The 19597-nt window shown below is 62.6% G+C and carries 14 protein-coding genes; 8 read left to right on the top strand and 6 right to left on the bottom strand.

The features are described from left to right. Positions 1-2 precede the first annotated feature (2 nt). Complete coding sequence (gene ppc, locus F758_RS0115590; RefSeq protein ID WP_024508723.1) at positions 3-2798, bottom strand: phosphoenolpyruvate carboxylase; 2796 nt, start codon at positions 2796-2798, stop codon at positions 3-5. A gap of 145 nt (positions 2799-2943) precedes the next feature. Further along, complete coding sequence (locus tag F758_RS0115585) at positions 2944-3759, bottom strand: crotonase/enoyl-CoA hydratase family protein (RefSeq protein WP_024508722.1); 816 nt, start codon at positions 3757-3759, stop codon at positions 2944-2946. Positions 3760-3863: 104 nt separating this feature from the next. On the opposite strand from F758_RS0115585, the gene F758_RS0115580 reads away from it, so the two are divergent. Then, on the top strand, positions 3864-4736 hold the full coding sequence (locus tag F758_RS0115580) for an SDR family oxidoreductase (RefSeq protein ID WP_024508721.1): 873 nt from the start codon (positions 3864-3866) through the stop codon (positions 4734-4736). 437 nt (positions 4737-5173) lie between these two features. Here F758_RS0115580 and F758_RS49605 read toward each other — a convergent pair whose 3' ends face one another. Then, a complete protein-coding gene (locus F758_RS49605; protein ID WP_157450032.1) occupies positions 5174-5326 on the bottom strand; it encodes a hypothetical protein in 153 nt (50 codons plus the stop codon). 543 nt (positions 5327-5869) lie between these two features. Between F758_RS49605 and F758_RS44055 the strand changes: the two genes are divergently transcribed. Next, positions 5870-6283, top strand: coding sequence for a YybH family protein (locus tag F758_RS44055; protein ID WP_035722176.1), 414 nt, complete (start codon positions 5870-5872; stop codon positions 6281-6283). A 193-nt stretch (positions 6284-6476) separates the two neighbouring features. On the opposite strand, the gene F758_RS0115560 is transcribed toward F758_RS44055, so the two are convergent. Beyond that, positions 6477-7463 carry an alpha/beta hydrolase family protein gene (locus F758_RS0115560; RefSeq protein ID WP_024508719.1) on the bottom strand — a complete coding sequence of 329 codons (987 nt, stop codon included), beginning with the start codon at positions 7461-7463 and terminating at the stop codon, positions 6477-6479. A 364-nt stretch (positions 7464-7827) separates the two neighbouring features. Here F758_RS0115560 and F758_RS0115555 point away from each other — a divergent pair, with 364 nt between their 5' ends. The 3 genes from F758_RS0115555 (at position 7828) to F758_RS0115545 (ending at position 11425) form a co-directional block, all read left to right on the top strand. Further along, positions 7828-8439 carry a Crp/Fnr family transcriptional regulator gene (locus tag F758_RS0115555; RefSeq protein WP_024508718.1) on the top strand — a complete coding sequence of 204 codons (612 nt, stop codon included), beginning with the start codon at positions 7828-7830 and terminating at the stop codon, positions 8437-8439. A 415-nt stretch (positions 8440-8854) separates the two neighbouring features. Continuing rightward, complete coding sequence (locus F758_RS0115550) at positions 8855-10435, top strand: fatty acid--CoA ligase (protein WP_024508717.1); 1581 nt, start codon at positions 8855-8857, stop codon at positions 10433-10435. Positions 10436-10645: 210 nt separating this feature from the next. Continuing rightward, a complete protein-coding gene (locus F758_RS0115545) occupies positions 10646-11425 on the top strand; it encodes an enoyl-CoA hydratase-related protein (RefSeq protein ID WP_024508716.1) in 780 nt (259 codons plus the stop codon). A 169-nt stretch (positions 11426-11594) separates the two neighbouring features. On the opposite strand, the gene F758_RS0115540 is transcribed toward F758_RS0115545, so the two are convergent. Then, the gene (locus tag F758_RS0115540) at positions 11595-12389 is read right to left on the bottom strand and encodes an enoyl-CoA hydratase/isomerase (RefSeq protein ID WP_024508715.1); all 795 of its coding nucleotides are present in this window, start codon (positions 12387-12389) and stop codon (positions 11595-11597) included. Between the two features lie 163 nt (positions 12390-12552). Between F758_RS0115540 and F758_RS0115535 the strand changes: the two genes are divergently transcribed. From F758_RS0115535 to F758_RS0115525, 3 genes are all read left to right on the top strand, one after another. Beyond that, on the top strand, positions 12553-13332 hold the full coding sequence (locus F758_RS0115535) for an SDR family NAD(P)-dependent oxidoreductase (protein ID WP_024508714.1): 780 nt from the start codon (positions 12553-12555) through the stop codon (positions 13330-13332). 226 nt (positions 13333-13558) lie between these two features. Further along, a complete protein-coding gene (locus tag F758_RS51850; RefSeq protein WP_024508713.1) occupies positions 13559-14590 on the top strand; it encodes an efflux RND transporter periplasmic adaptor subunit in 1032 nt (343 codons plus the stop codon). A gap of 2 nt (positions 14591-14592) precedes the next feature. After that, the gene (locus F758_RS0115525) at positions 14593-17766 is read left to right on the top strand and encodes an efflux RND transporter permease subunit (protein WP_024508712.1); all 3174 of its coding nucleotides are present in this window, start codon (positions 14593-14595) and stop codon (positions 17764-17766) included. Between the two features lie 71 nt (positions 17767-17837). Here F758_RS0115525 and F758_RS0115520 read toward each other — a convergent pair whose 3' ends face one another. After that, the gene (locus F758_RS0115520; RefSeq protein WP_024508711.1) at positions 17838-19496 is read right to left on the bottom strand and encodes a flavin-containing monooxygenase; all 1659 of its coding nucleotides are present in this window, start codon (positions 19494-19496) and stop codon (positions 17838-17840) included. Positions 19497-19597: the final 101 nt, after the last annotated feature.

Raw genomic sequence — 19597 nt, 5'->3', positions numbered from 1 at the left:
CGCTATCCCGTATTCCTCAGCCCCGCCGAGATGCCGTTAATGGTGAGCTGGATTCCGCGCAGCACCTGCTCGTCGGGATTTTGCGCGCGGTGCGCTTTCAACAGTTCGACCTGCACGTGGTTGAGCGGGTCGAGATAGGGGAAACGGTGGCGCACCGAGCGTTCCAGCAGCGGGTTGCTCTGCAACAGCCGGTCATGCCCGGTAATGTCGAACAGCGTCTCGATCGAGAGATGCCATTCGCGCCTGATGCGGCCGAAGATCTTTTCGCGCAAGTTCGCGTCGGGCACCAGCTCGGCATAGCGCGAGGCGATCGCGATCGAGCTCTTTGCAAGCACCATGTCCATGTTCGAGAGCAGCATGCGGAAGAAGGGCCATTCCTGATACAGCTCCTTCAGGAACGGCATGCCCTGCTCCGGATGCTCCCCAATCCAGGCCTCGACCGCGCTGCCAAAGCCGAACCAGCCCGGCAGCATGAGGCGGCATTGCGCCCAGGAAAACACCCAGGGGATCGCGCGCAGATCCTCGATCGCGCGCGTCTTCTTGCGCGAGGCCGGGCGGCTGCCGATGTTCAGCGTCGCGATCTCGTTGATGACGGTGGAGGCCCAGAAATAATCGACGAAGCCGTCGGTCTCGTAGACGAGGCCGCGATAGGCCTTGAAGGCGAGCTCGGACAGCCGCTCCATGGCTGTGAGATACTCGTGCTTCGGCGCATGCTGCCGAGGGTGCAACAGGCTCGCCTCAAGCGTCGCCGCGGCGAGGATTTCCAGATTGTTGCGCCCCACTTCCGCGTTGGAATATTTGCTCGAGATGATCTCGCCCTGCTCGGTGATGCGGATCTGGCCGTTCACCGCCCCACCCGGCTGGGCGATGATCGCGTCATAGCTCGGCCCGCCGCCGCGGCCGACTGACCCGCCGCGGCCGTGGAAGAGGCGAAGGCGGACGCCGTGACGCTCGAACACTTCGACCAATCCGATCTCGGCCTTGTAAAGCTCCCAGCCTGAGGTGACAAAACCGCCATCCTTGTTGCTGTCGGAATAGCCGAGCATCACCTCCTGCACCGCGCCGCGGCTGTCCACCAGGCGCCGGTAATCGTGCAGCGCCAGCATGCGGTCCATGATGCCGGCGCACGCCTGCAAATCCTCGATGGTTTCGAACAGCGGCACGATGTTGATGGCGCTGCGCCCCGACGGATTGATCAGGCCGACTTCTTTCAAGAGCAGCGCCAGCTCCAGCATGTCGGACATGCCCTTGCACATGGAGATGATGCATTGGGGAATGACATCCGGTCCGAACTTCTCGTGCGCTTCGGCCGCGGCCTGGAACACCGCCAGTTCGCCAAGCGTCTCCTCGCTGTATTTGACGAATTTCGAGATCAGCGGCCGCGTGTTGCGCAACTCGTTCGCGAGCAGCGCTACCCGAGCGTCCTCGGTTAGCGCAAGATAGGACATGCCCGGCATCGCCGCGTCCAACAACTCGGCAACCGTGCGCTCGTGCACCGCCGAATTCTGCCGTATATCGAGCCGCGCCAGATGGAAGCCGAAACAATCGACGGCACGGCGCAGCAGCCGCAACCGCCCGCGCGCGATCACCCGCGCATTGTTGGCGAGCAGCGAGCGGTGCAGCACGTCGAGATCGGCCTTTAGCTCCTGAGCGGTTCGATATGGCGCGGCCTCGCCAACCGGCTTGCGGCTGATCTCGACCTCAAGCTTGTGCGCGGTTGCGGTCAGGCGCGCATAGATGCCGGACACCGCGAGACGGTACGGCTCGCCGCTGCGATGCGGCGAGGTGTCGGGTGAACGTTCGGCGAGCGCACGCAGATCCTCCGAGACATCCGCAAGATGCGCGGCAATGGACAGTTCCGCGCCGAGCGCGTGCAGCTCTTCGAGATAGAACTGGATGATGCGGCTCGACTGCAGGCGCAGCGTGCCGCGCATCACATCGGCGGTGACGAAGGGATTGCCATCGCGGTCGCCGCCAATCCAGCTTCCCATTTTGAGGAACGAGGCGATCTCGCCGCCGGCCTCGTCGTCCGCATTGAGCCGGTCTTCCAGCGCGCAAATGAGCCGCGGCACCTCGTGCAGGAAGGTGTAGTCATAGAACGCGAGGCCATTGGAGACCTCGTCCAGCACCGTGAGCTTGGTCCGGCGCAACAGATTCGTCTGCCACAGCGTCAGAACCGCGCGGCGCAACTGCTCGTCGCTCGCCTCGGCCTCTTCGGCTGTGAGCTGCACGCGCTCGCGCCGGTCGAGCAGCGTTGCGATCTCCATTTCGCGATCCATGGTGCTCTTGCGGCGGACCTCGGTCGGGTGCGCGGTCAAAACCGGGCTCACCAGCGCGTCCTTGAAGAACTTACGCAGCTCAGCGGCGGAAAAGCCGGCGGCCTTTGCATGTTCCAGAGTTTCGGCCAGGACCCCTGCACGCGGCGCGCCCTTGGCATTGCTGCGGGCGCGCATCTGACGGATGTTGTTCTGGTCCTCGGCGATGTTGGCGAGATGGGAGAAATAACTGAAGGCGCGGACGATGCGCACCGTCTCGGAGATCGACATGCTGTCGAGGGTCGATTCGAGCTCCCGCCGCGCCACGCGATCCTCGTCGCGATGGAAGCGGATCGAGGTCTGGCGGATGCGCTCGACCAGATCGAACACGTCGGCCCCCTCCTGGTCGCGGACGGTATCGCCGAGGATGCGCCCCAGCAGCCGGATGTCATTCCGTAAGCGGGCGTCTTCCTCGAGCGCCTGCGCCTCATCGGCGCGGTTGGACCGCTGTTCGACGTCGGAAGGCATGGTCTGGGGGGACATCGTCGAGGGCTCCAACAACTGCCCGGCAATCCCTAAGTCTGCAATTTTTTTGACGCAGCGCAAGATCAAGAAAGAGGCGTCTCGGCGACATCGGCACGGCTGCGCCGGCGCTCGCTGGAGATGATGCCGGAATGACGGGACAAGTTTAGGCAGGGTCCACGAAATTCGGCGCACGCTTCTGCAGATTGGCGCGGACGGCTTCCGTCTGATTAGGGCTGCCGATCAGCTTCTGCTGCTCGATGGATTCGGCAAGCAGCGCCGGTCCAGGATCAACCGAGAGCTTGTTCAGCATGCGCTTGGCGGCACGGATGGCGTCTGGGCTCTTGCCGGCGGTCTCGCGCGCCATCCCCAATGCCGCCGCGCGCGGATCGTCGCAGATCCGAGTTGCGAGGCCATAGCTCAGCGCTTCCTGAGCGGAAAAGATTCGCCCGGTATAGGTGAGCTCGCGCAGGATATCGTCGCGCACGAGGCTCGCGAGGATCGGCGTGCCCGCCATGTCAGGCACCAGCCCCCATTTGATCTCCATGATCGACATCCGCGCATCGGGCGCGAGAAGGCGGATGTCCGCCCCGAGCGCGAGCTGAAAGCCGCCGCCGAAAGCGACGCCATGTACGGCGGCGATCACCGGTACCGGGAGCTGGCGCCAGCCCCACACTGCGGCTTGGGGAAAATTTGCAAGTCCGTGCGTGCGAAGCGTGAGGTCGCGTTTTTCGCCGCCCGGAATTCCGTTCCCGCCATTTTCGTTCATTGCGGCAAAGCGCCCCATGTCGAGACCGGCGCAGAACGCCCGCCCCTCGCCGGAGAGCACCACGGCGCGCAGTCCCTTCTCCCGGCTCAGCCTGTCGCTTGCATCGACCAGCGCCTCGAACATGGCGGCGTCCAGCGCGTTCATCTTGTCGGCGCGCACCAGGCGGACGTCGGCGACGCCTTCGGCAATCGAAATCGAGACGCGCTGCTCCATGGGGTTCTCCTAAACAGATTGTTGTTTGTTTGCCGCTTTACAGAACGGCGCCGGACGGATTTAGTCAATCGAGCAATCAACAAGCGATCGCTCGGGCGGACATCATGTTCAAAGACAATCTTCTCCTCGGCCGACGCATCCTGGTCACGGGTGGCGGGACTGGCCTCGGCAAGGCAATGGCCGCGCGCTTCCTTCAGCTTGGCGCCGACATCCATATCTGTGGCCGCCGCAAGATCGTCTGCGACGAGACGGCAACCGAGCTGATGGACCTCTATGGCGGCCGGGTCACCAGCCATGGCGTCGATATCCGCAACCAGCCCGCGGTCGACGAAATGGTGGAGAATATTTTTCACGAAGGTCCCCTCACCGACCTCGTCAACAACGCGGCCGGCAATTTCATCTCACGCACCGAAGAGCTGAGCCCGCGCGGCTTTGACGCGGTCGCCAACATCGTCATGCACGGCACCTTCCATGTAACCCATGCGGTGGGGCGGCGCTGGATCGCGGCAAAACTGCCCGGCAATGTGGTGTCGATCACGGTGACCTGGGTGCGCAATGGCTCGCCTTACGTGGTGCCGTCGGCGATGAGCAAGTCCGCCATTCATGCCATGACCATGTCGCTGGCCACCGAATGGGGCCGCTACGGCATCCGCCTCAACACCATCGCGCCCGGCGAGATCCCGACCGAGGGCATGAGCAAGCGGATCAAGCCCGGCGACGAGGCCGGCGCGCGCACCAAGGCGATGAATCCGATGGGGCGGGTCGGCACCATGGAGGAGTTGCAGAATCTCGCGGTGTTCCTGATCTCCGGCGGCTGCGACTGGATCAACGGCGAGACCATCGCCATGGACGGCGGCCAGGCGCTGGCCATGGGCGGCAACTTCTATCAGTTGCGCGATTGGAGTGACGACGACTGGGCGAAGGCGCGGGAGTCGATCAAGGCGCAGAACGAGAAGGACAAGGCGCAGCGGGGCTAGCTAGGCCGTCGTCATGGCTTTCGCCAGGACGACGGTAGGGAGACCTTTCGCTTCAATTCCAACTCCGTTGTTTCCAACGTCGTTGCGAGCGCGAGCGACGTCTCTCATCGTCGTCCCGGCGAAAGCCGGGACCGATACCGCGGATTGTCTCGGTGATGCTCGGTGGTCGTCGATCATCATAACAACTAAAGCCTGGGGTTATGGATCCTGGCTTTCGCCAGCACGACGTCGTTCCTAGCAATGACGTATCCATGACTTCGTATTCTCGCGGCGCGTCGCACCCGAGGTTTGCATCTCTTTGTCCCTCGATTAGATCAGAGGGCGCAGGGAAGACCGGGTGGCCGCTGCACCCGGGGCCCTCGCGCAACAGAAATTTGCGCGAGCGCAAAGACCACAGGTACAGGCGGGATCAGCCCGGCCTTCCCTGCGCGAGTGGTTTACGGCTTATACGCGCTCTCCTCGGTGAACCAGCGTTTGCCACCGTCATCAGCGCGATGCGGATGCATCGCCGCCAACTTGGCGCCTGCAAGGGCGCGCCAGGACCACACGATTTCGCCGTCCGCAATGACGCCGCTCGTCTGTCGGCGCATTCACGGCCACCGCATCCCCGCCTCACGTTTCGTGACGACCGCGATACGTCCCTCTGCATCGAGGCGGGATAAAGCGGACGCTACGGCAAATCCGAATTTCTGAAAAGCAGAATATTTTCGGACGAAAGGCTTGACAGAAGTTCGCGCAAGCGACCCGCCGGGCAAATCACGCTGCGTGGTCGTATGAGGTCGTGTTTTTTACAAGCCCAAAGGCCTTGAGGCATCGACATCAACATCCGCTGTTTCCCTCAACCGGACGGTTGCCGCCCAGGAGTGGAATGACGCAAGAGACCAAAATGCGAAGAACTCTAATTGAGCAAAACTGGTCCGCTGTGCCGCCGTAAGCTGACCTCTACACGTCAAGCTTCGACTTCGCTGATGGGCCAACAGGCGACATCAACGACGGCTCATTCCGTCGTGTTCTCACCCGTTGTGTTCTCGGCGGACGGGTCAAAGCTCGCGACAGGCGGTAGAAAAAGTTCACAGACGATGTCGGATAGGCTGACCTTTCTGCGTCCTAGGTTCGCAACAGGAGGCCAAACAATGCCTGAACAGGCCAACGCCGAAGAAGGCTTGATCAAAACCCTTCTTGAGGACTGGGCAGACGCTGTGCGCCGTCACGATCTTCCCGCGATCCTTGCGCATCATGATCAAGAAATGGTGATGTTCGATCTGCCGCCACCGCTTCAATGCAGGGGCATCGAAGCGTACGCCCAGACGTGGTATCTTTTTTTCCGCTACCACAAACCCGGCACGGCCTTTGATTTCCGAGAGCTCGCCATAACCGCGAGCGCGGACGTCGCCTTCGCAGTGGCGATCATGTGGTGTGGACCGGATTCGTCAAGCAACCCGATGGATAAGGACGGTTTTCTTTTCAGGCTCACGGTGGGATTGCGCAAAATCGATGGCGACTGGCGCATTACGCACGAGCATCACTCAGCGCCCGCGACAGACTGATTCCGCAGCCTGGTCAGCCGCCGCGTCGGCTATAGGTCACACCCGGAATAACTCAGGTAGAGCATATCGGGTCCGCTTCACCCCCGAAGGAGCGGACACGCCGGGTCCGCCGCCTTGGGCCACTTCCGAACTCATGCACCGCAACAACGACAGCAGAACTCCGAATTACCTGGACAGCCTCAGAACGGGATCACTAGGGCTTTGAGCTTTCCGTGAAGTGCTGGTGGAAGAAAGCAACGACATCCGCGTGGAGCGCCCTATGGAAGGCAACGCGATCGAAGCCCGGCGCGTCGGTGCAAATCGCAGGCGCCTCCTGTAGTTCCTTCGAAGTGCAGGTAGCGAGGAACGAGTAGTGTTTGGCATTTTGCACAAAATGGTAATCTGCCTTTGCTGGGAGCCTCTCGTTGATAGCAGCCGCACAACACCCGGACAGACCGTTGGCGTTCTGCTCCGGGTCAGAACTCCACAGTTGGACCGGCACTGCTATTCCCTTGAGATTTTCTTTAGGGAATAAAAACACGGGAAAGGGATCGATGATTACGGCGGCCTTGACTCGCGGGTCATGCTTGATCGGTTGATCGGGAAGCTCGCCGTTTTCGAGCTGCTTGCACGCCCTCAAGCTCGACGTGCCGCAGTTGGGCAAGCCCTTTCGCAAATCGGGATCGCCGCCGATGACCACGAGACCCGTGTAACCACCGAATGAAAACCCATATAGTCCGATGTGCTGTGTATCGATGCGCGACGCGTCAGGCCACCCGTCGAGCATGTAATCGATCAAACGCTTCATATCCATGGGACGTTCGACGAGAACCGAAAGACTATCCGTGCGGCTGGTGTCGCGCCAAGTGTCACCGGGATGGTTGAGCACTGCAACGATAAATCCGGCATCCGCCAAGGCGGCTGCAGTGTCGTGATGACCGCCGAACCATCCTCTCCGGCCGTGCGAGATCACGATGAGCGGAAGCTTTTCTCCGGCGATCGGACACCCCGGCACGGCGAAAAAGGTGGCTCCACGCGCATCCATCTCATGCGGTGTCTCCGCGCAAGGAGTCCAAACCAATACTCTGATCGCTGGTCCCTCGGTGCTGGCGGGGATGTCGAAGTTTTTTACGCCGGCAGCTTGCGCTGTCGTCATGCTAAAGCAAAACAAGATGGCAAATACGAACCTAAACTGAGCCATCGATGCTTCCCGACCCAACGACCCAACTTGCGACGTTAGTCTTCGCATTCCAATAATGGCCTTTTAGTGATGCAGGGAACTCTGTGGCCAAGATGACTAGCTAAGAGTCGCTCGATCAACCTGACGATGTCCGCAATGGGTCAAAATGCGAAGAACTCAGCGTGAGCAAATCTAGTCGGCTATACCGCGAGTAGGCGGACCTCAATGAGAACTGTCGCCACTTCGCTGATTGTGCCAGAATCGGGTTTCGCAGCTTTGATGACTCGCGGTGCCGGTCCAGTCAGCCATCGGAGCGACGCACTGAACGCGATAGCGGTCCTCGCGTCGATTTATTTGCAATTGATGACTAGGGTTGGGCACGGCCATGACATTGATCAACGGCATCGGCTATTTGGCGTCAGCCCTCGTCCTGCTTACATTCTGCATGAGGACGATGTTGAGCCTGCGTGCGGTCGCAATATGCAGCAATTTCGCTTTCATCAGTTACGCACTTGGTGCCAAACTATATCCTGTGCTTGTTCTGCACATCATCTTGCTTCCGTTGAATGCCATATTGCTCTTTCGCATGATAAATTTGCTTCGGAAAGCGAAGCTCGCTGCCGCCACGGATCTTTCTCCCGCCTGGCTGCAGCCATTTATGCAACCGAAGCATTTCAAGGCAGGAGAGACGATTTTCAGGAAGGGACAGCATGCTGACCTGCTCTACATGATCGTGTCGGGTGAAGTCAGGTTCCCGGAAATTGATCAGCGACTTTCTGTTGGTGACTTGTTCGGAGAGATTGGGTTGTTCTCTCTGGAGCGGCGGCGCACTCAGACTGCGATGGCAGAAACTGACGTGGATTTGCTGTGGATCCCCGATGGAGCGCTCAAGAAGCTATGCGAGCGCAATCCAGGCTTATCGTTATACTTCCTGCGGCTGACGGCAACTCGAATGACGCAAAATGCCGCCCGAGCGGCTCTTGTCGCCGCCAGCTAGCACGCGTGAGGACCACCGCCGGTGTTTTGCCCGAATGTCCAAACTTTCCCTGAAGAGCTGAAGTCGGCTTCGGGTCATTTTCGACCTATTCTACGGACGCGCCAGCCATTCCAGCTTTGCCCTGCAAGCAACTGGTGACCGGCTGCGCCGACAGCGTCCTTCGCGATCATTTCTCACTGTGGTTATTGGTCCCGGCTTTTCGCCGGGACGACCGCGGTATAGTGGGTGGTAGCGGCGGCCAACGATCCATAACGACAGAGCAGAGTTTGTAAGCCCGGGAGCCATTCCAGCAACATTTCCGCTTGTGTTTAGGGCTCGCAGCCGGGACGACGTGCCTGAAAGGGACCCCTCCCCGTATTGTCTTTGTTGCCGCGTGACGTCACTATCGCGGCAAAGAAAACGATACGGGGGAAACATGTCCATTGCCAAGCGGCCGGCGACGCTGGCCGAGATGGTGCGCCTGCAGGCCAACAACCGCGGCGAAGCCATAGCCTTCGAATTCGAAGGACGCACGACGAGTTTCGCCGAGTTCGACCGCAACACCAACCGCGTTGCGAATGCGCTGAGCGCACTCGGCGTCCGCCCCGGCGAACGCATCGCCTATCTCGGCAAGAACAGCGACATCTATTTCGAATTGCTGCTCGGCGCCATGAAGGCCAATGTGGTGATGGCGCCGGTGAACTGGCGGCTCGCCGGACCCGAGGTGGCCTTCATCGTCGAGGACTGCAAGGCGCCGGTGCTGTTCGTCGGGCCCGAGTTCATCACGCTGGTCCGCAACATCGCACCAGAGCTGAAGACCGTGCGGACGATCATCGCCACTGAAGGCGGCGCGCCGGAATGGCCTGACTTTACCACCTGGCGGGACGCGCAGAGCAGCGCCGATCCCGGCGTCGAGATTACGCCAGGGGATATCGCCATCCAGCTTTACACCTCAGGCACCACCGGCAAGCCGAAAGGCGCGATGCTGTCGCACGCCAACTTTCTCAACCTGGTCAACGCCGGCAGCGATACGGAGAAGCCGGATTGGAACAGATGGACCACCGACGACGTCTCGCTGGTGGCGATGCCGATCTTTCACATCGGCGGTTCGGGGTGGGGCGTGATGGGTCTCTATCACGGCGCGCGGGCGGTGATCGCGCGCGAGTTCGATCCGACCAAGGTGCTCGACTTTTTCGAGCGGGACGGAATCACGAAAATATTCATGGTGCCGGCGGCCATGCAATTCGTGGTGCGGCAACCACGTGCACGAAACGTGGATTTCTCGCGCCTGAAGTACATGCTCTACGGCGCCTCGCCCATTCCCGCAGCGCTGCTGAAGGAGTGTATCGAGGTGTTCAAATGCGGCTTCGTGCAGATGTACGGCATGACCGAAACCACCGGCACGATCGTCGCGCTGGCACCGGAAGACCACATCGTGGGATCGGAACGGATGCGTTCGGCCGGCAAACCGCTGCCCGGCGTTGAGCTTGCGATTCTGGACGCCGAAGGCAACCGCCTGCCGCCACGCCAGGTCGGCGAGATCGCCACCCGCTCCGGTTCCAACATGGTCGGCTATTGGAATTTGCCGGAGGCAACCGCGAGAACGCTCGACAAGGACGGCTGGCTGCGGACCGGAGATGCCGGCTACCTGGACGAGGACGGCTACCTCTATATCCACGATCGCATCAAGGACATGATCATCTCGGGCGGCGAGAACATCTATCCCGCGGAGGTGGAAAGCGCGATCTGCGATCACCCTGATGTAGCGGAAGCGGCGGTGATCGGCATCCCCGATGACAAATGGGGTGAAGCGGTGAAGGCCATCGTGGTGCTGAAGCCGGGCAAGACGGCGACGGCTGCCGACATCATCAATTTCACCCGGGAGCGCATTGCCGGCTACAAGACACCCAAATCGGTGGACTTCATCGCGGCATTACCGCGCAACCCCTCGGGCAAGATCTTGCGGCGGCACTTGCGCGATCCCTACTGGGCTGGGAAAGAGCGGCAGGTGAATTGATCCTCTTTGTCGTCCCGGATAGGCGAGCGAAAGCAAGCGCAAGCCGGCCTCATAACCACAGGAGGAGTTGCAGCCGCGAGCCACGATGGAGCGTGGCACCTGCCTCTTGCTATAGGGCCTGGCTTTCGCCAGGACGACGTGTGCAGACTGCGCGCCAAGCGCTAGGATCCGCCCAAGCATTCCGCGCTACAGAAAATGAAGGGAGCGAGCATGGAGCTGAGATTTTCGAAGGTGGAGCGCAAGGGACCGATCACCATCGTCACGCTGTCGCGGCCCGAGGTCTACAATGCGCTGCACATCGAGGCGCATTTCGAGCTCAACAAGGTGTTCGACGATTTCTCCGCCGATCCCGAGCAATGGGTGGCGATCGTCACCGGCGCCGGCGACAAGGCGTTTTGCGCGGGCAACGACCTGAAATGGCAGGCGGCAGGCGGAAAGCGCGGCTGGGACAAGGGTGGCTTTGCGGGATTGACCTCGCGCTTCGACTGCGACAAGCCGATCATCGCAGCCGTGAACGGCGTCGCCATGGGCGGCGGCTTCGAGATCGCGCTCGCCTGCGACCTCATCATCGCCTCCGAGAATGCGACTTTCGCCCTGCCCGAGCCGCGTGTCGGCCTTGCGGCGCTCGCCGGCGGCCTGCATCGGCTGCCGCGGCAGATCGGCTTGAAGCGGGCGATGGGAATGATCCTGACCGCGCGTCACGTTTCGGCGCGCGAGGGCTACGAGCTCGGCTTCGTCAACGAGGTAGTGCCGCAGGGCGAGGCGCTGGCCGCCGCCGAGCGCTGGGCGGAGATGATCTGCAAGAACTCGCCGATGTCCATCCGTGCCTCGAAGCAGACCATTCAGCGCGGCCTTGCGGTCTCGCTGGAACAGGCGATCGCCGAACAGCGCGAGTATCCCGCCGTGAAGGCGATGGTGGAGTCGCAGGATTACATCGAAGGGCCGAAGGCGTTCGCCGAGAAGCGGCCGCCCAAGTGGCTGGGGCGGTGAGTCCCAAGCCCGTCACTCTGGGGCGGTCCGTAGGACCGAACCCGGAATGACGGTGGAGGGTCAGGCATCGCGTAGCGCAGGCTGGCACCGCCCGACGGCTTGATTGCTCCCACGACGGCAGTTGCGCCCGGGTACCAGTCGATGACCGAACGCGTCAGTTCGTTCTCGATCATTTGCCGATAAATTTCGCCGGACGCTTCTCGAGGAACGCGGTCACGCCCTCGCGAAAATCCTCAGTGGCTCCGGCGATGCGCTGCGACTGGAATTCGAGGTTGAGCTGATCCTCGAAGGAGTTCTCCGGGCTGTCCCAGTAGAGCTTGCGGATGAGCGACAGGGCAACCGTCGGTCCGTTCGCAAGCTCACGCGCGAGCTTCATCGCTTCTTCCATCAGCACAGCGTCGTCATAGACCCGGTTGATCAATCCCCATTCCAGCGCCTTCTCCGCCGGCAGCCGCTCGCCCATCAGCGACAGCTCGATCGCGCGCGCCTTGCCGACCAGGCGGGGCATCAGCCAGGTCGAGCCGCAATCCGGCACCAGGCCGATGCGGCGGAACGCCTGCAGGAAATAGGCCGAGCGCGCGGCGAGGATCATGTCGCCCATCAGCGCAAAGCTCATGCCGGCACCGGCCGCCGGGCCGTTGACGGCGGTGACCAGCGGGCAATGCAAGTTGCGGATCCGCCGCAGGAGGGGATGAAAGCCGGTCTCGAGCGCCGCACCGGCGTTGCTGCGGCCCGGCTTCTGCTGCTGGTTTCGCCCCTGCAGATTGGCGCCGGTGCAGAAGGCGCGCCCCGCTCCCGTCAGCACCAGACAGCGCACCTCCGCCTTTCTTGCCTCGATCTCATCGAGCGCCTCGATGAGACCACCCAGCATGTCCAGGGAGACGGCGTTCATGACCTCCTGGTGATCCATCCTGAGGACCGCGACCGGTCCATCGATCTCGAGCGTGCAGTGCTTGAATTGCATGGTTTCCTCTCACCTGGTGATCCGCATTGCTCCGTGGCGCGGATGGATTAGGGTTCATGGCGCATATTTGATTTTTGCCGCGCGCTTGTCCATGCTCGGCGGCAGCGCCGATCTCCCTCGAAACGCACGGCTGACGTGCGTCAGCCAACACGGAAAACGCCCCATGAACATGTTCGACCTCACCGGCCGCGTCGCTGTCGTCACCGGCGGCAATGGCGGTATAGGCCTCGGCATCGCGCAGGCACTTGCGTCTGCTGGCTGCAATGTCTCGATCTGGGGGCGCAATGCCGACAAGAACAAGGCGGCTGCCGCGACCATGGCCGCCGGCCCCGGCAAGGTGCACAGCCGCATCTGCGATGTCACCGATCCTGCCTCCGTGAAAGATGCCATGACGGCGACGCTGGACACCTTCGGCCGGCTCGACGGTTGCTTTGCCAACGCCGGCATCGGCGGCGGCGGCCGGCGCGCCTTCATCGAACGCACCGAAGAGGAATGGCGCACGATGTTCGCCACCAATCTCGATGGCGTGTTCCATGTGTTCCAGGCCGCGGCCCGTCACATGACCGAGCGCGCCAATAATGGCGACAAGTTCGGCCGGCTGGTTGCGACCTCGAGCCTCGCCTCGCTGTTCGGCACCGCGCGCAACGAGCATTATGCGGCGACCAAAGCCGCCATCAATGCCGTGGTCCGCGCGCTCGCGGTGGAATTGGCGCGTTATGGCGTGACCGCCAACGCCATTCTGCCCGGCTGGATCAAGAGCGAGATGACCGCAAAGATCATGTCGGACGAGAAATTCGTCGGCAACGTGATGCCGCGCATCCCGATGCGGCGCTTCGGCGAGCCCGGCGATTTCGGCGGCATCGCGGTTTACCTGATGAGCGCGGCGTCGTCCTATCATACGGCCGATTGCTTCGTGATCGACGGCGGCTACACCGCGTTTTGACGTCGCGCGTGAGGCGCGAGCTGGTGCCGGCCTCGCGACCTGCCCCTCTCCGCTTCGAGGAGGTGCGGACAACTTCCCTTCCCCGATTGTGACTTCGCCCAGGCCAAGACAGCATGTCGTGGCGGCCATCCCACCCGACCGCCACGAAATTTTCGGCTATAACTGCCCTGGGGAGGGTACCAAGGGGTAAATGAGCAAGCGGCAGGAACGGGCAGGATCGTTGTGGATGCGGTTGCTGATCGTGGCAACCATGATCGCCCTCGGTGTGCTAATCGGCTGGGGATTCCTGACCGGACGCCAGGAGGCGGCGAGTGAGGCCGAGCGCGAGCGGACGATCAAGGTCCCGATCCGGGCCTCCACCGAGAATGGCGAGCCGGTGATCAGGCTTGACGAGGATACGCTGCAGCGCAGCGGCATCGAAACAGCCACGCTGCCCTCGGCGGCGCATGAAGAAGAGCTTCGCGCTTATGGCGTCGTGCTCGACGTGGCGCGACTGACCGAACTCAGCAACAACTACGCGGCGGCGAAGGCGCAGGTGCAAACCGCACAGGCGAAACTGGCGTCCTCGAAGCCGGCGTTCGAGCGCGCGCAGAAGCTCATCAGCGAGCCGCAGGCGGTTTCGCAGGCCCAACTGCAGGCGGCCCAGGCAGCCTATGGCACGGACCAGGCGAGCCTGGCGGCCGCGGAATCTCAGCTACGCACCCTCGCGGCGACGGCGTACCAGGAATGGGGTCCCGTACTTGGCAGATCGCTTGTCGAAGGCTCGCCTGACATCACCCGGCTCATCGAGCGGCAGGATTTCCTGCTGCAGGTCAGCCTGCCGCCCGGCGTCACGCTGGCAAAGCCGCCTGCGACCGCCTCCATCGAAACCGGCAAGGGCAGCCGGGCCGCGATCGCCTTCGTCTCGCCTGCAACGCGTATCGATCCGAAGATTCAGGGCGTGAGCTTTTTCTTTACGGCGCCGGCGGAAAGCGGCGTCCTGCCCGGGATGAACGTGCTCGGGTTCCTGCCATCCGGCCGATCCATTGATGTTGCCGCAGTGCCTGCCTCCGCGGTCGTATGGTGGCAGGGGCGAGCCTGGGTGTATCGGCTCACCGCTCAAGACACGTTCGCACGTACGGAGATCACGACCGATCGGCCTATGCCGGACGGCGGCTATCTCGTGAGCAATCTGCCCGAACATGCCGAGGTCGTGACGCGCGGCGCGCAATTGCTGCTGTCCGAGGAATTCCGCGCGCAGATCCAGGTCGAGGACTAGCCGTGAGCGCCGCCCATCCCTCAGGTCCCCAGGCCGCGATCATCGGATTCGCGATCCGCTTCCGCGGCATCGTCGCCGCGCTGGCCTGCCTCCTGGTGGCGTACGGCGTCTATGCCCTCGGCCGGGCCAAATACGACGTGTTTCCGGAATTTGCCCCGCCGCAGGTCAGCATTCAAACCGAGGCCATTGGGCTGACGCCCGAGCAGGTCGAGATCCTCGTCACCCGTCCGATCGAGAATGCCATCAGCGGCGTGTCCGGCATCAGGACGTTACGCTCGACGTCGATCCAGGGCCTCTCGGTTGTGACGGTGTTTTTCGACCCAGCAAGCGACATCTATCGCGACCGGCAGGTCGTCGCCGAGCGGCTCGCCGCGGCGACCCAGCAGCTCCCGCAGGGACTGCAGCCGCCGGTCATGACACCGCTCACCTCCTCGACCAGCCGCATGCTGGTGATCGGCCTGACCTCACAGACGCGCTCGCTGATGGAGCTGCGCACGGCCGCCGACTGGACCGTCCGCCCGCGGCTGCTCGCCGTGCCAGGCGTTGCCAGCGTCACGGTGTTCGGCGGCGACAAGCGTTCGATCCAGGTGCAGGTCCATCCGGACGAGCTGATCCGCTACGACCTCACGCTCAACGATGTGCTGACCGTGGCGCGCCGGTCCACCGGCGTGCGCGGCGCCGGCTTCGTCGATACCAGGAACCAGCGCATCGTTTTCCAAAGCGAGGGACAATCGCTCAAGCCCGACGACATTGCCCGGACGGTGCTGTTGAGCCGGGGCGCCGCGAGCGTGACCTTGGGCAATGTCGCCGATGTCGTCGAGGCGCCCGAACCGCCGATCGGCGGGGCGGAGATTCAAGGCGGCCCTGGCGTGATCCTCAATGTGGCGGAACAGTATGCGGCCGATACGCTTGAGGTCACCAAGAATGTCGAGCGGGCACTCGAAGAGCTGCGGCCGACACTGCTGGCCGACGGTATCGCGATTCATGCCGATCTGTTCCGTCCGGCCAACTTCATCAACACCGCGACGGGCAACGTCCGGGATTCGCTGGTCCTGGGCGGCCTGCTCGTGGTCGTGATCCTGTTCCTCTTCCTGTTCGATCTGCGCACCGCGGCGATCTCCTGCACCGCCATCCCGCTGTCCCTGCTGGCCGCAACCATCGTGCTCGAGCGGCTTGGGGCATCGCTCGACACCATGACGCTCGGAGGACTCGCGATCGCGATCGGCGTCGTGGTGGATGACGCGGTGATCGATGTCGAAAACATCGTCCGCCGCCTGCGCGAGAACCGGCGATCGCCCCAGCCGCGACCGTTCGCGCGGGTCATTCTTGACGCGACGCTCGAAGTCCGCGGTGCCGTGGTCTACGCGACCTTTGCCGTCATCCTCGTCGTGCTGCCGGTCATGACACTGACCGGCACCGCAGGACGCCTGTTTGCACCGCTGGGGTTTGCTTACACCGCGGCGGTGCTGGCTTCGCTCGTGGTCGCGCTGACGGTAACGCCGGCCCTCTCCATGGCGCTGCTTCCCGGCAAGGTGCCGACGCGCGATCCGCCGCTGATCCGGTGGACGCGCGGCCGCTATGAGGCTCTCGCGCGGCGGGTCGCGAACCGGCCTCGGACGATCATCATCACGGCCGCCATGCTGACCTTTGCCGGCTGCGCAGCGCTGCCGTTTCTTGGCGGCGGCTTCATCCCCGAGCTGAAGGAGGGGCATTTTGTCGCCCATATGTCGGCGGTGCCAGGCACTTCGATCGACGAGTCCTTGCGGATCGGCGCCCGTATTGCCGATGCGCTGCGGCGGGTGCCGGGGGTGCGGTCGGTTGCGCAACGCGCAGGGCGCGCCGAGGAGTCGGAGGACACCTGGGGTCCTCACTACAGCGAGCTTGAAGTGGATTTGCAGCCGGGCCTGTCGGGCGAGGAGGTCGAAAAGGCGCAAGCCGATATCCGTCGCACGTTCGCGGGCTTCGTGGGTGTCAACGCCGCGGTGATGACGTTTCTGACGGAACGTATCGAGGAGACGCTCTCCGGCTACACCGCGGCGGTCGCGATCAACGTTTTCGGCAACGATCTCGATGTTCTTGACAGAAAGGCTCAGGAAATCGCGCGAGCGCTCGGCGAGATCAATGGCGCGACCGACGTTCAGGTCCAGTCGCCGCCCGGTTTGCCGCAGCTTTCGATCCGCCTACGCAAACCCGATCTGGAGCGCTGGGGCTTTGATGCGGTCGAGGTGCTCGAACTGATCCGCGCCGCCTATCAGGGCGATGTCGTTGGCCAGACCTATGATGGCAATCAGGTCTTCAACGTGATCACCATTCTCGACGCGAGCAGCCGGGACAATATCAGCAAGGTCGGCGAGCTGCCATTGCGCAGTCCGGGCGGGGCGTACGTTCTGCTCAAGCAGATCGCTGACATTTACCAGACCTCGGGGCGCTATCAGGTTCTGCACGAAGGCGCACGTCGGGTGCAGACGGTGACTGCGAACGTCAGCGGCACCGATCTTGTTTCCTTCGTCCAGGCCGCCAAGGCAGCGATCGGCGCCAACGTCCAGCTTCCTCCCGGCACCTACGTCCAGTTCGCCGGTACCGCGCAGGAGGAATCGCGCTCCAAGCGCGACCTCGCGATCAATTCATTGATCGCGACCGTCGGCATCCTCCTGTTGCTCTCGGTCGTCACGCGGAATTGGCGCAACTTGCTCCTGGTGCTGGCGAGCCTGCCCTTCGCGCTGGTCGGCGGCGTGCTCGCTGTCTTTGCCACCGGCGGGCTGCTCACATTGGGCGGCATGGTCGGCTTCATCACGCTGTTCGGGATCAGCCTGCGCAATTCCATACTGATGATTGCGCATTACGAGCACCTGGTTGACGTCGAGCGCAGACCGTGGGGATTGGAGACGGCGATCGCGGGGGCGGCGGACCGGCTCACGCCCATTCTCATGACCTCGATCGTGACGGGCCTCGGCATTCTGCCGCTCGCCATCGGCATGAACGATCCCGGCCGCGAGATCCAGGGGCCGATGGCCATCGTCATCCTCGGCGGATTGCTGACGTCAACGGCATTGAATCTCCTGGTCTTGCCGACGCTCGCGCTGCGTTATGGCCGGTTCGAGCGGGCGCGTGACGAGTTCGCCCCGAGCGCTGCATTCGATGTCACCGTCGCCGGCGAGTCCGGCGCCGCAGAATGACGAGCTCGCGGGCCTGTCATCCGGTCGCGCTTCGCGCGGACCGGGTGGCATCGCCACCTCAATGACGGTGATCAGGAAATGGCCACAGCCCGTTCCCGCTCATTCGCCGCCATCGCAAAGCCTTCATAATCCTTGGCGGCGACCTCGTTGCAGATCTGCCGGTAGGTCCCGACGCCGCCGATATAGGGCATGAAGATGCGCGGCTTGCCAGGGATGTTGGCGCCCATGTACCAGGAATTGGCCTGCGGATAGAGTGTTGCGTGGGCAACCTCGTTGACATGCGCCACCCATTTGTCTTCGGCGTCTTTCTCCGCTTCCATTAGGTTAAGGCCCTTCGCATGCATGAAAGCGAGACAATCGGCGATCCAATCGACATGCTGCTCGATCGAGACGATCATGTTCGACAGCACCGATGGGCTGCCCGGGCCGGTGATGATGAAGAGATTGGGGAAGCCCGCGCTCATCAGCCCGAGATAGGTCTTGGGCCCTTCAGCCCATTTCCGGTTCAGTGTTAACCCGTTGCGGCCGCGAATGTCGATCTTTGCAACCGAGCCCGTCATCGCGTCAAAGCCGGTCGCCAGCACCAGCGCATCCAACTCATACGTCTTGGCGCTGGTGCGCAGGCCATTCGGCAAGATCTGTTCGATCGGATTGGCCTTGATGTCGACCAGCGTGACGTTGTCCCGATTGAAGGTCGCAAAGTAATCGGTATCGACGCAGATGCGTTTGGTGCCGATCGGATGCGAATTGGGCTGCAGCAGCCTTGCCGTCTCCGGATCCTTGACGATCTCGGCAATCTTGCCGCGGACGAAATCGGCGGCGGTATCGTTTGCGGCTTGGTTCAGCGCGAGGTCGTTGTAGGCATACATGAAGGTCAGGCCGCCCTTCTCCCAGCGCTGCTCATATTTCGCGCGGCGCTGTTCATGGCCGTCCTCGAGCGCGCCGCGATCGGGCGGATCGGTATAGATGCCGTTGCGTGCGACTTCGCGTGCGAAGCGCCTGATCTCAGGATAATTCTGCCGGAACGCCTGCCGCTCCTCCTCCGTCAGCCGCGCGTTGCGTGCTGGAATCGAAAAATTCGCCGTGCGCTGAAATACGGTGAGATGCCTGGCCTGCTCGGCGATCACAGGCACCGACTGGATGCCGGAGGACCCCGTTCCGATCACGCCGACCCGCAAGCCGGTGAAATCCACCGGTTCGTGCGGCCAATTGCCGGTGTGATAGACCGGACCTTTGAAGCTTTCGAGGCCCTTGATGTCGGGCCTGCGTGCATTGGAAAGGCAGCCGGTGGCGAGCACGACGAAGCTTGCGATCGCTGTGTTGCCGTCCGATGTGGTCACTGCCCAAGTGTTGGCAGTTTCATCGAACACCGCGCGATCGACGCGGGTGTTGAACTGAATGTCCCGCCGCAGGTTGAAGCGGTCGGCGACATGGTTGGCGTATTTCAATATCTCTGGCTGCGGCGCGTAGCGTTCGCTCCAGTCCCATTCCCGCTGCAGCTCCTCAGAGAAGGAATAGGAGTACTGCATGCTCTCGACGTCGCAGCGCGCGCCCGGATAGCGGTTCCAATACCAGGTGCCACCGACGCCCCCACCCTGCTCGTAGACGCGCACGGAAAAGCCCGCGCCACGCAGCCGATACAGCATGTACATGCCGGCAAAGCCGGCGCCAACCACGACAACGTCGCAGGTTTTCCGGCCTTCAGGCGAGATCGATGGCAATGCAGACATGAAGGGCACGCTCCTCGGAAAATCGTCCTTGTCGAGCGGAGCATTCCACGTCCGCGCCAAAGCGCAAGAGGCAAGACAGCGTGGTAGATACTCGCCCAGAG

Origin of the sequence: Bradyrhizobium sp. ARR65, assembly GCF_000472385.1 — a bacterium.
Taxonomy (GTDB): Bacteria; Pseudomonadota; Alphaproteobacteria; order Rhizobiales; family Xanthobacteraceae; genus Bradyrhizobium.
Note: the sequence above shows the minus strand (reverse complement) of the source record. Positions and strands in the feature narration are given on the sequence as shown.

Excerpts from the sequence above, each read along its gene's own strand:
- ppc (WP_024508723.1), bottom strand. The coding sequence starts at position 2,798 with ATGTCCCCCCAGACCATGCCTTCCGACGTCGAACAGCGGTCCAACCGC.
- F758_RS0115585 (WP_024508722.1), bottom strand. The coding sequence starts at position 3,759 with ATGGAGCAGCGCGTCTCGATTTCGATTGCCGAAGGCGTCGCCGACGTC.
- F758_RS0115580 (WP_024508721.1), top strand. The coding sequence starts at position 3,864 with ATGTTCAAAGACAATCTTCTCCTCGGCCGACGCATCCTGGTCACGGGT.
- F758_RS49605 (WP_157450032.1), bottom strand. The coding sequence starts at position 5,326 with ATGCGCCGACAGACGAGCGGCGTCATTGCGGACGGCGAAATCGTGTGG.
- F758_RS44055 (WP_035722176.1), top strand. The coding sequence starts at position 5,870 with ATGCCTGAACAGGCCAACGCCGAAGAAGGCTTGATCAAAACCCTTCTT.
- F758_RS0115560 (WP_024508719.1), bottom strand. The coding sequence starts at position 7,463 with ATGGCTCAGTTTAGGTTCGTATTTGCCATCTTGTTTTGCTTTAGCATG.
- F758_RS0115555 (WP_024508718.1), top strand. The coding sequence starts at position 7,828 with ATGACATTGATCAACGGCATCGGCTATTTGGCGTCAGCCCTCGTCCTG.
- F758_RS0115550 (WP_024508717.1), top strand. The coding sequence starts at position 8,855 with ATGTCCATTGCCAAGCGGCCGGCGACGCTGGCCGAGATGGTGCGCCTG.
- F758_RS0115545 (WP_024508716.1), top strand. The coding sequence starts at position 10,646 with ATGGAGCTGAGATTTTCGAAGGTGGAGCGCAAGGGACCGATCACCATC.
- F758_RS0115540 (WP_024508715.1), bottom strand. The coding sequence starts at position 12,389 with ATGCAATTCAAGCACTGCACGCTCGAGATCGATGGACCGGTCGCGGTC.
- F758_RS0115535 (WP_024508714.1), top strand. The coding sequence starts at position 12,553 with ATGAACATGTTCGACCTCACCGGCCGCGTCGCTGTCGTCACCGGCGGC.
- F758_RS51850 (WP_024508713.1), top strand. The coding sequence starts at position 13,559 with ATGCGGTTGCTGATCGTGGCAACCATGATCGCCCTCGGTGTGCTAATC.
- F758_RS0115520 (WP_024508711.1), bottom strand. The coding sequence starts at position 19,496 with ATGTCTGCATTGCCATCGATCTCGCCTGAAGGCCGGAAAACCTGCGAC.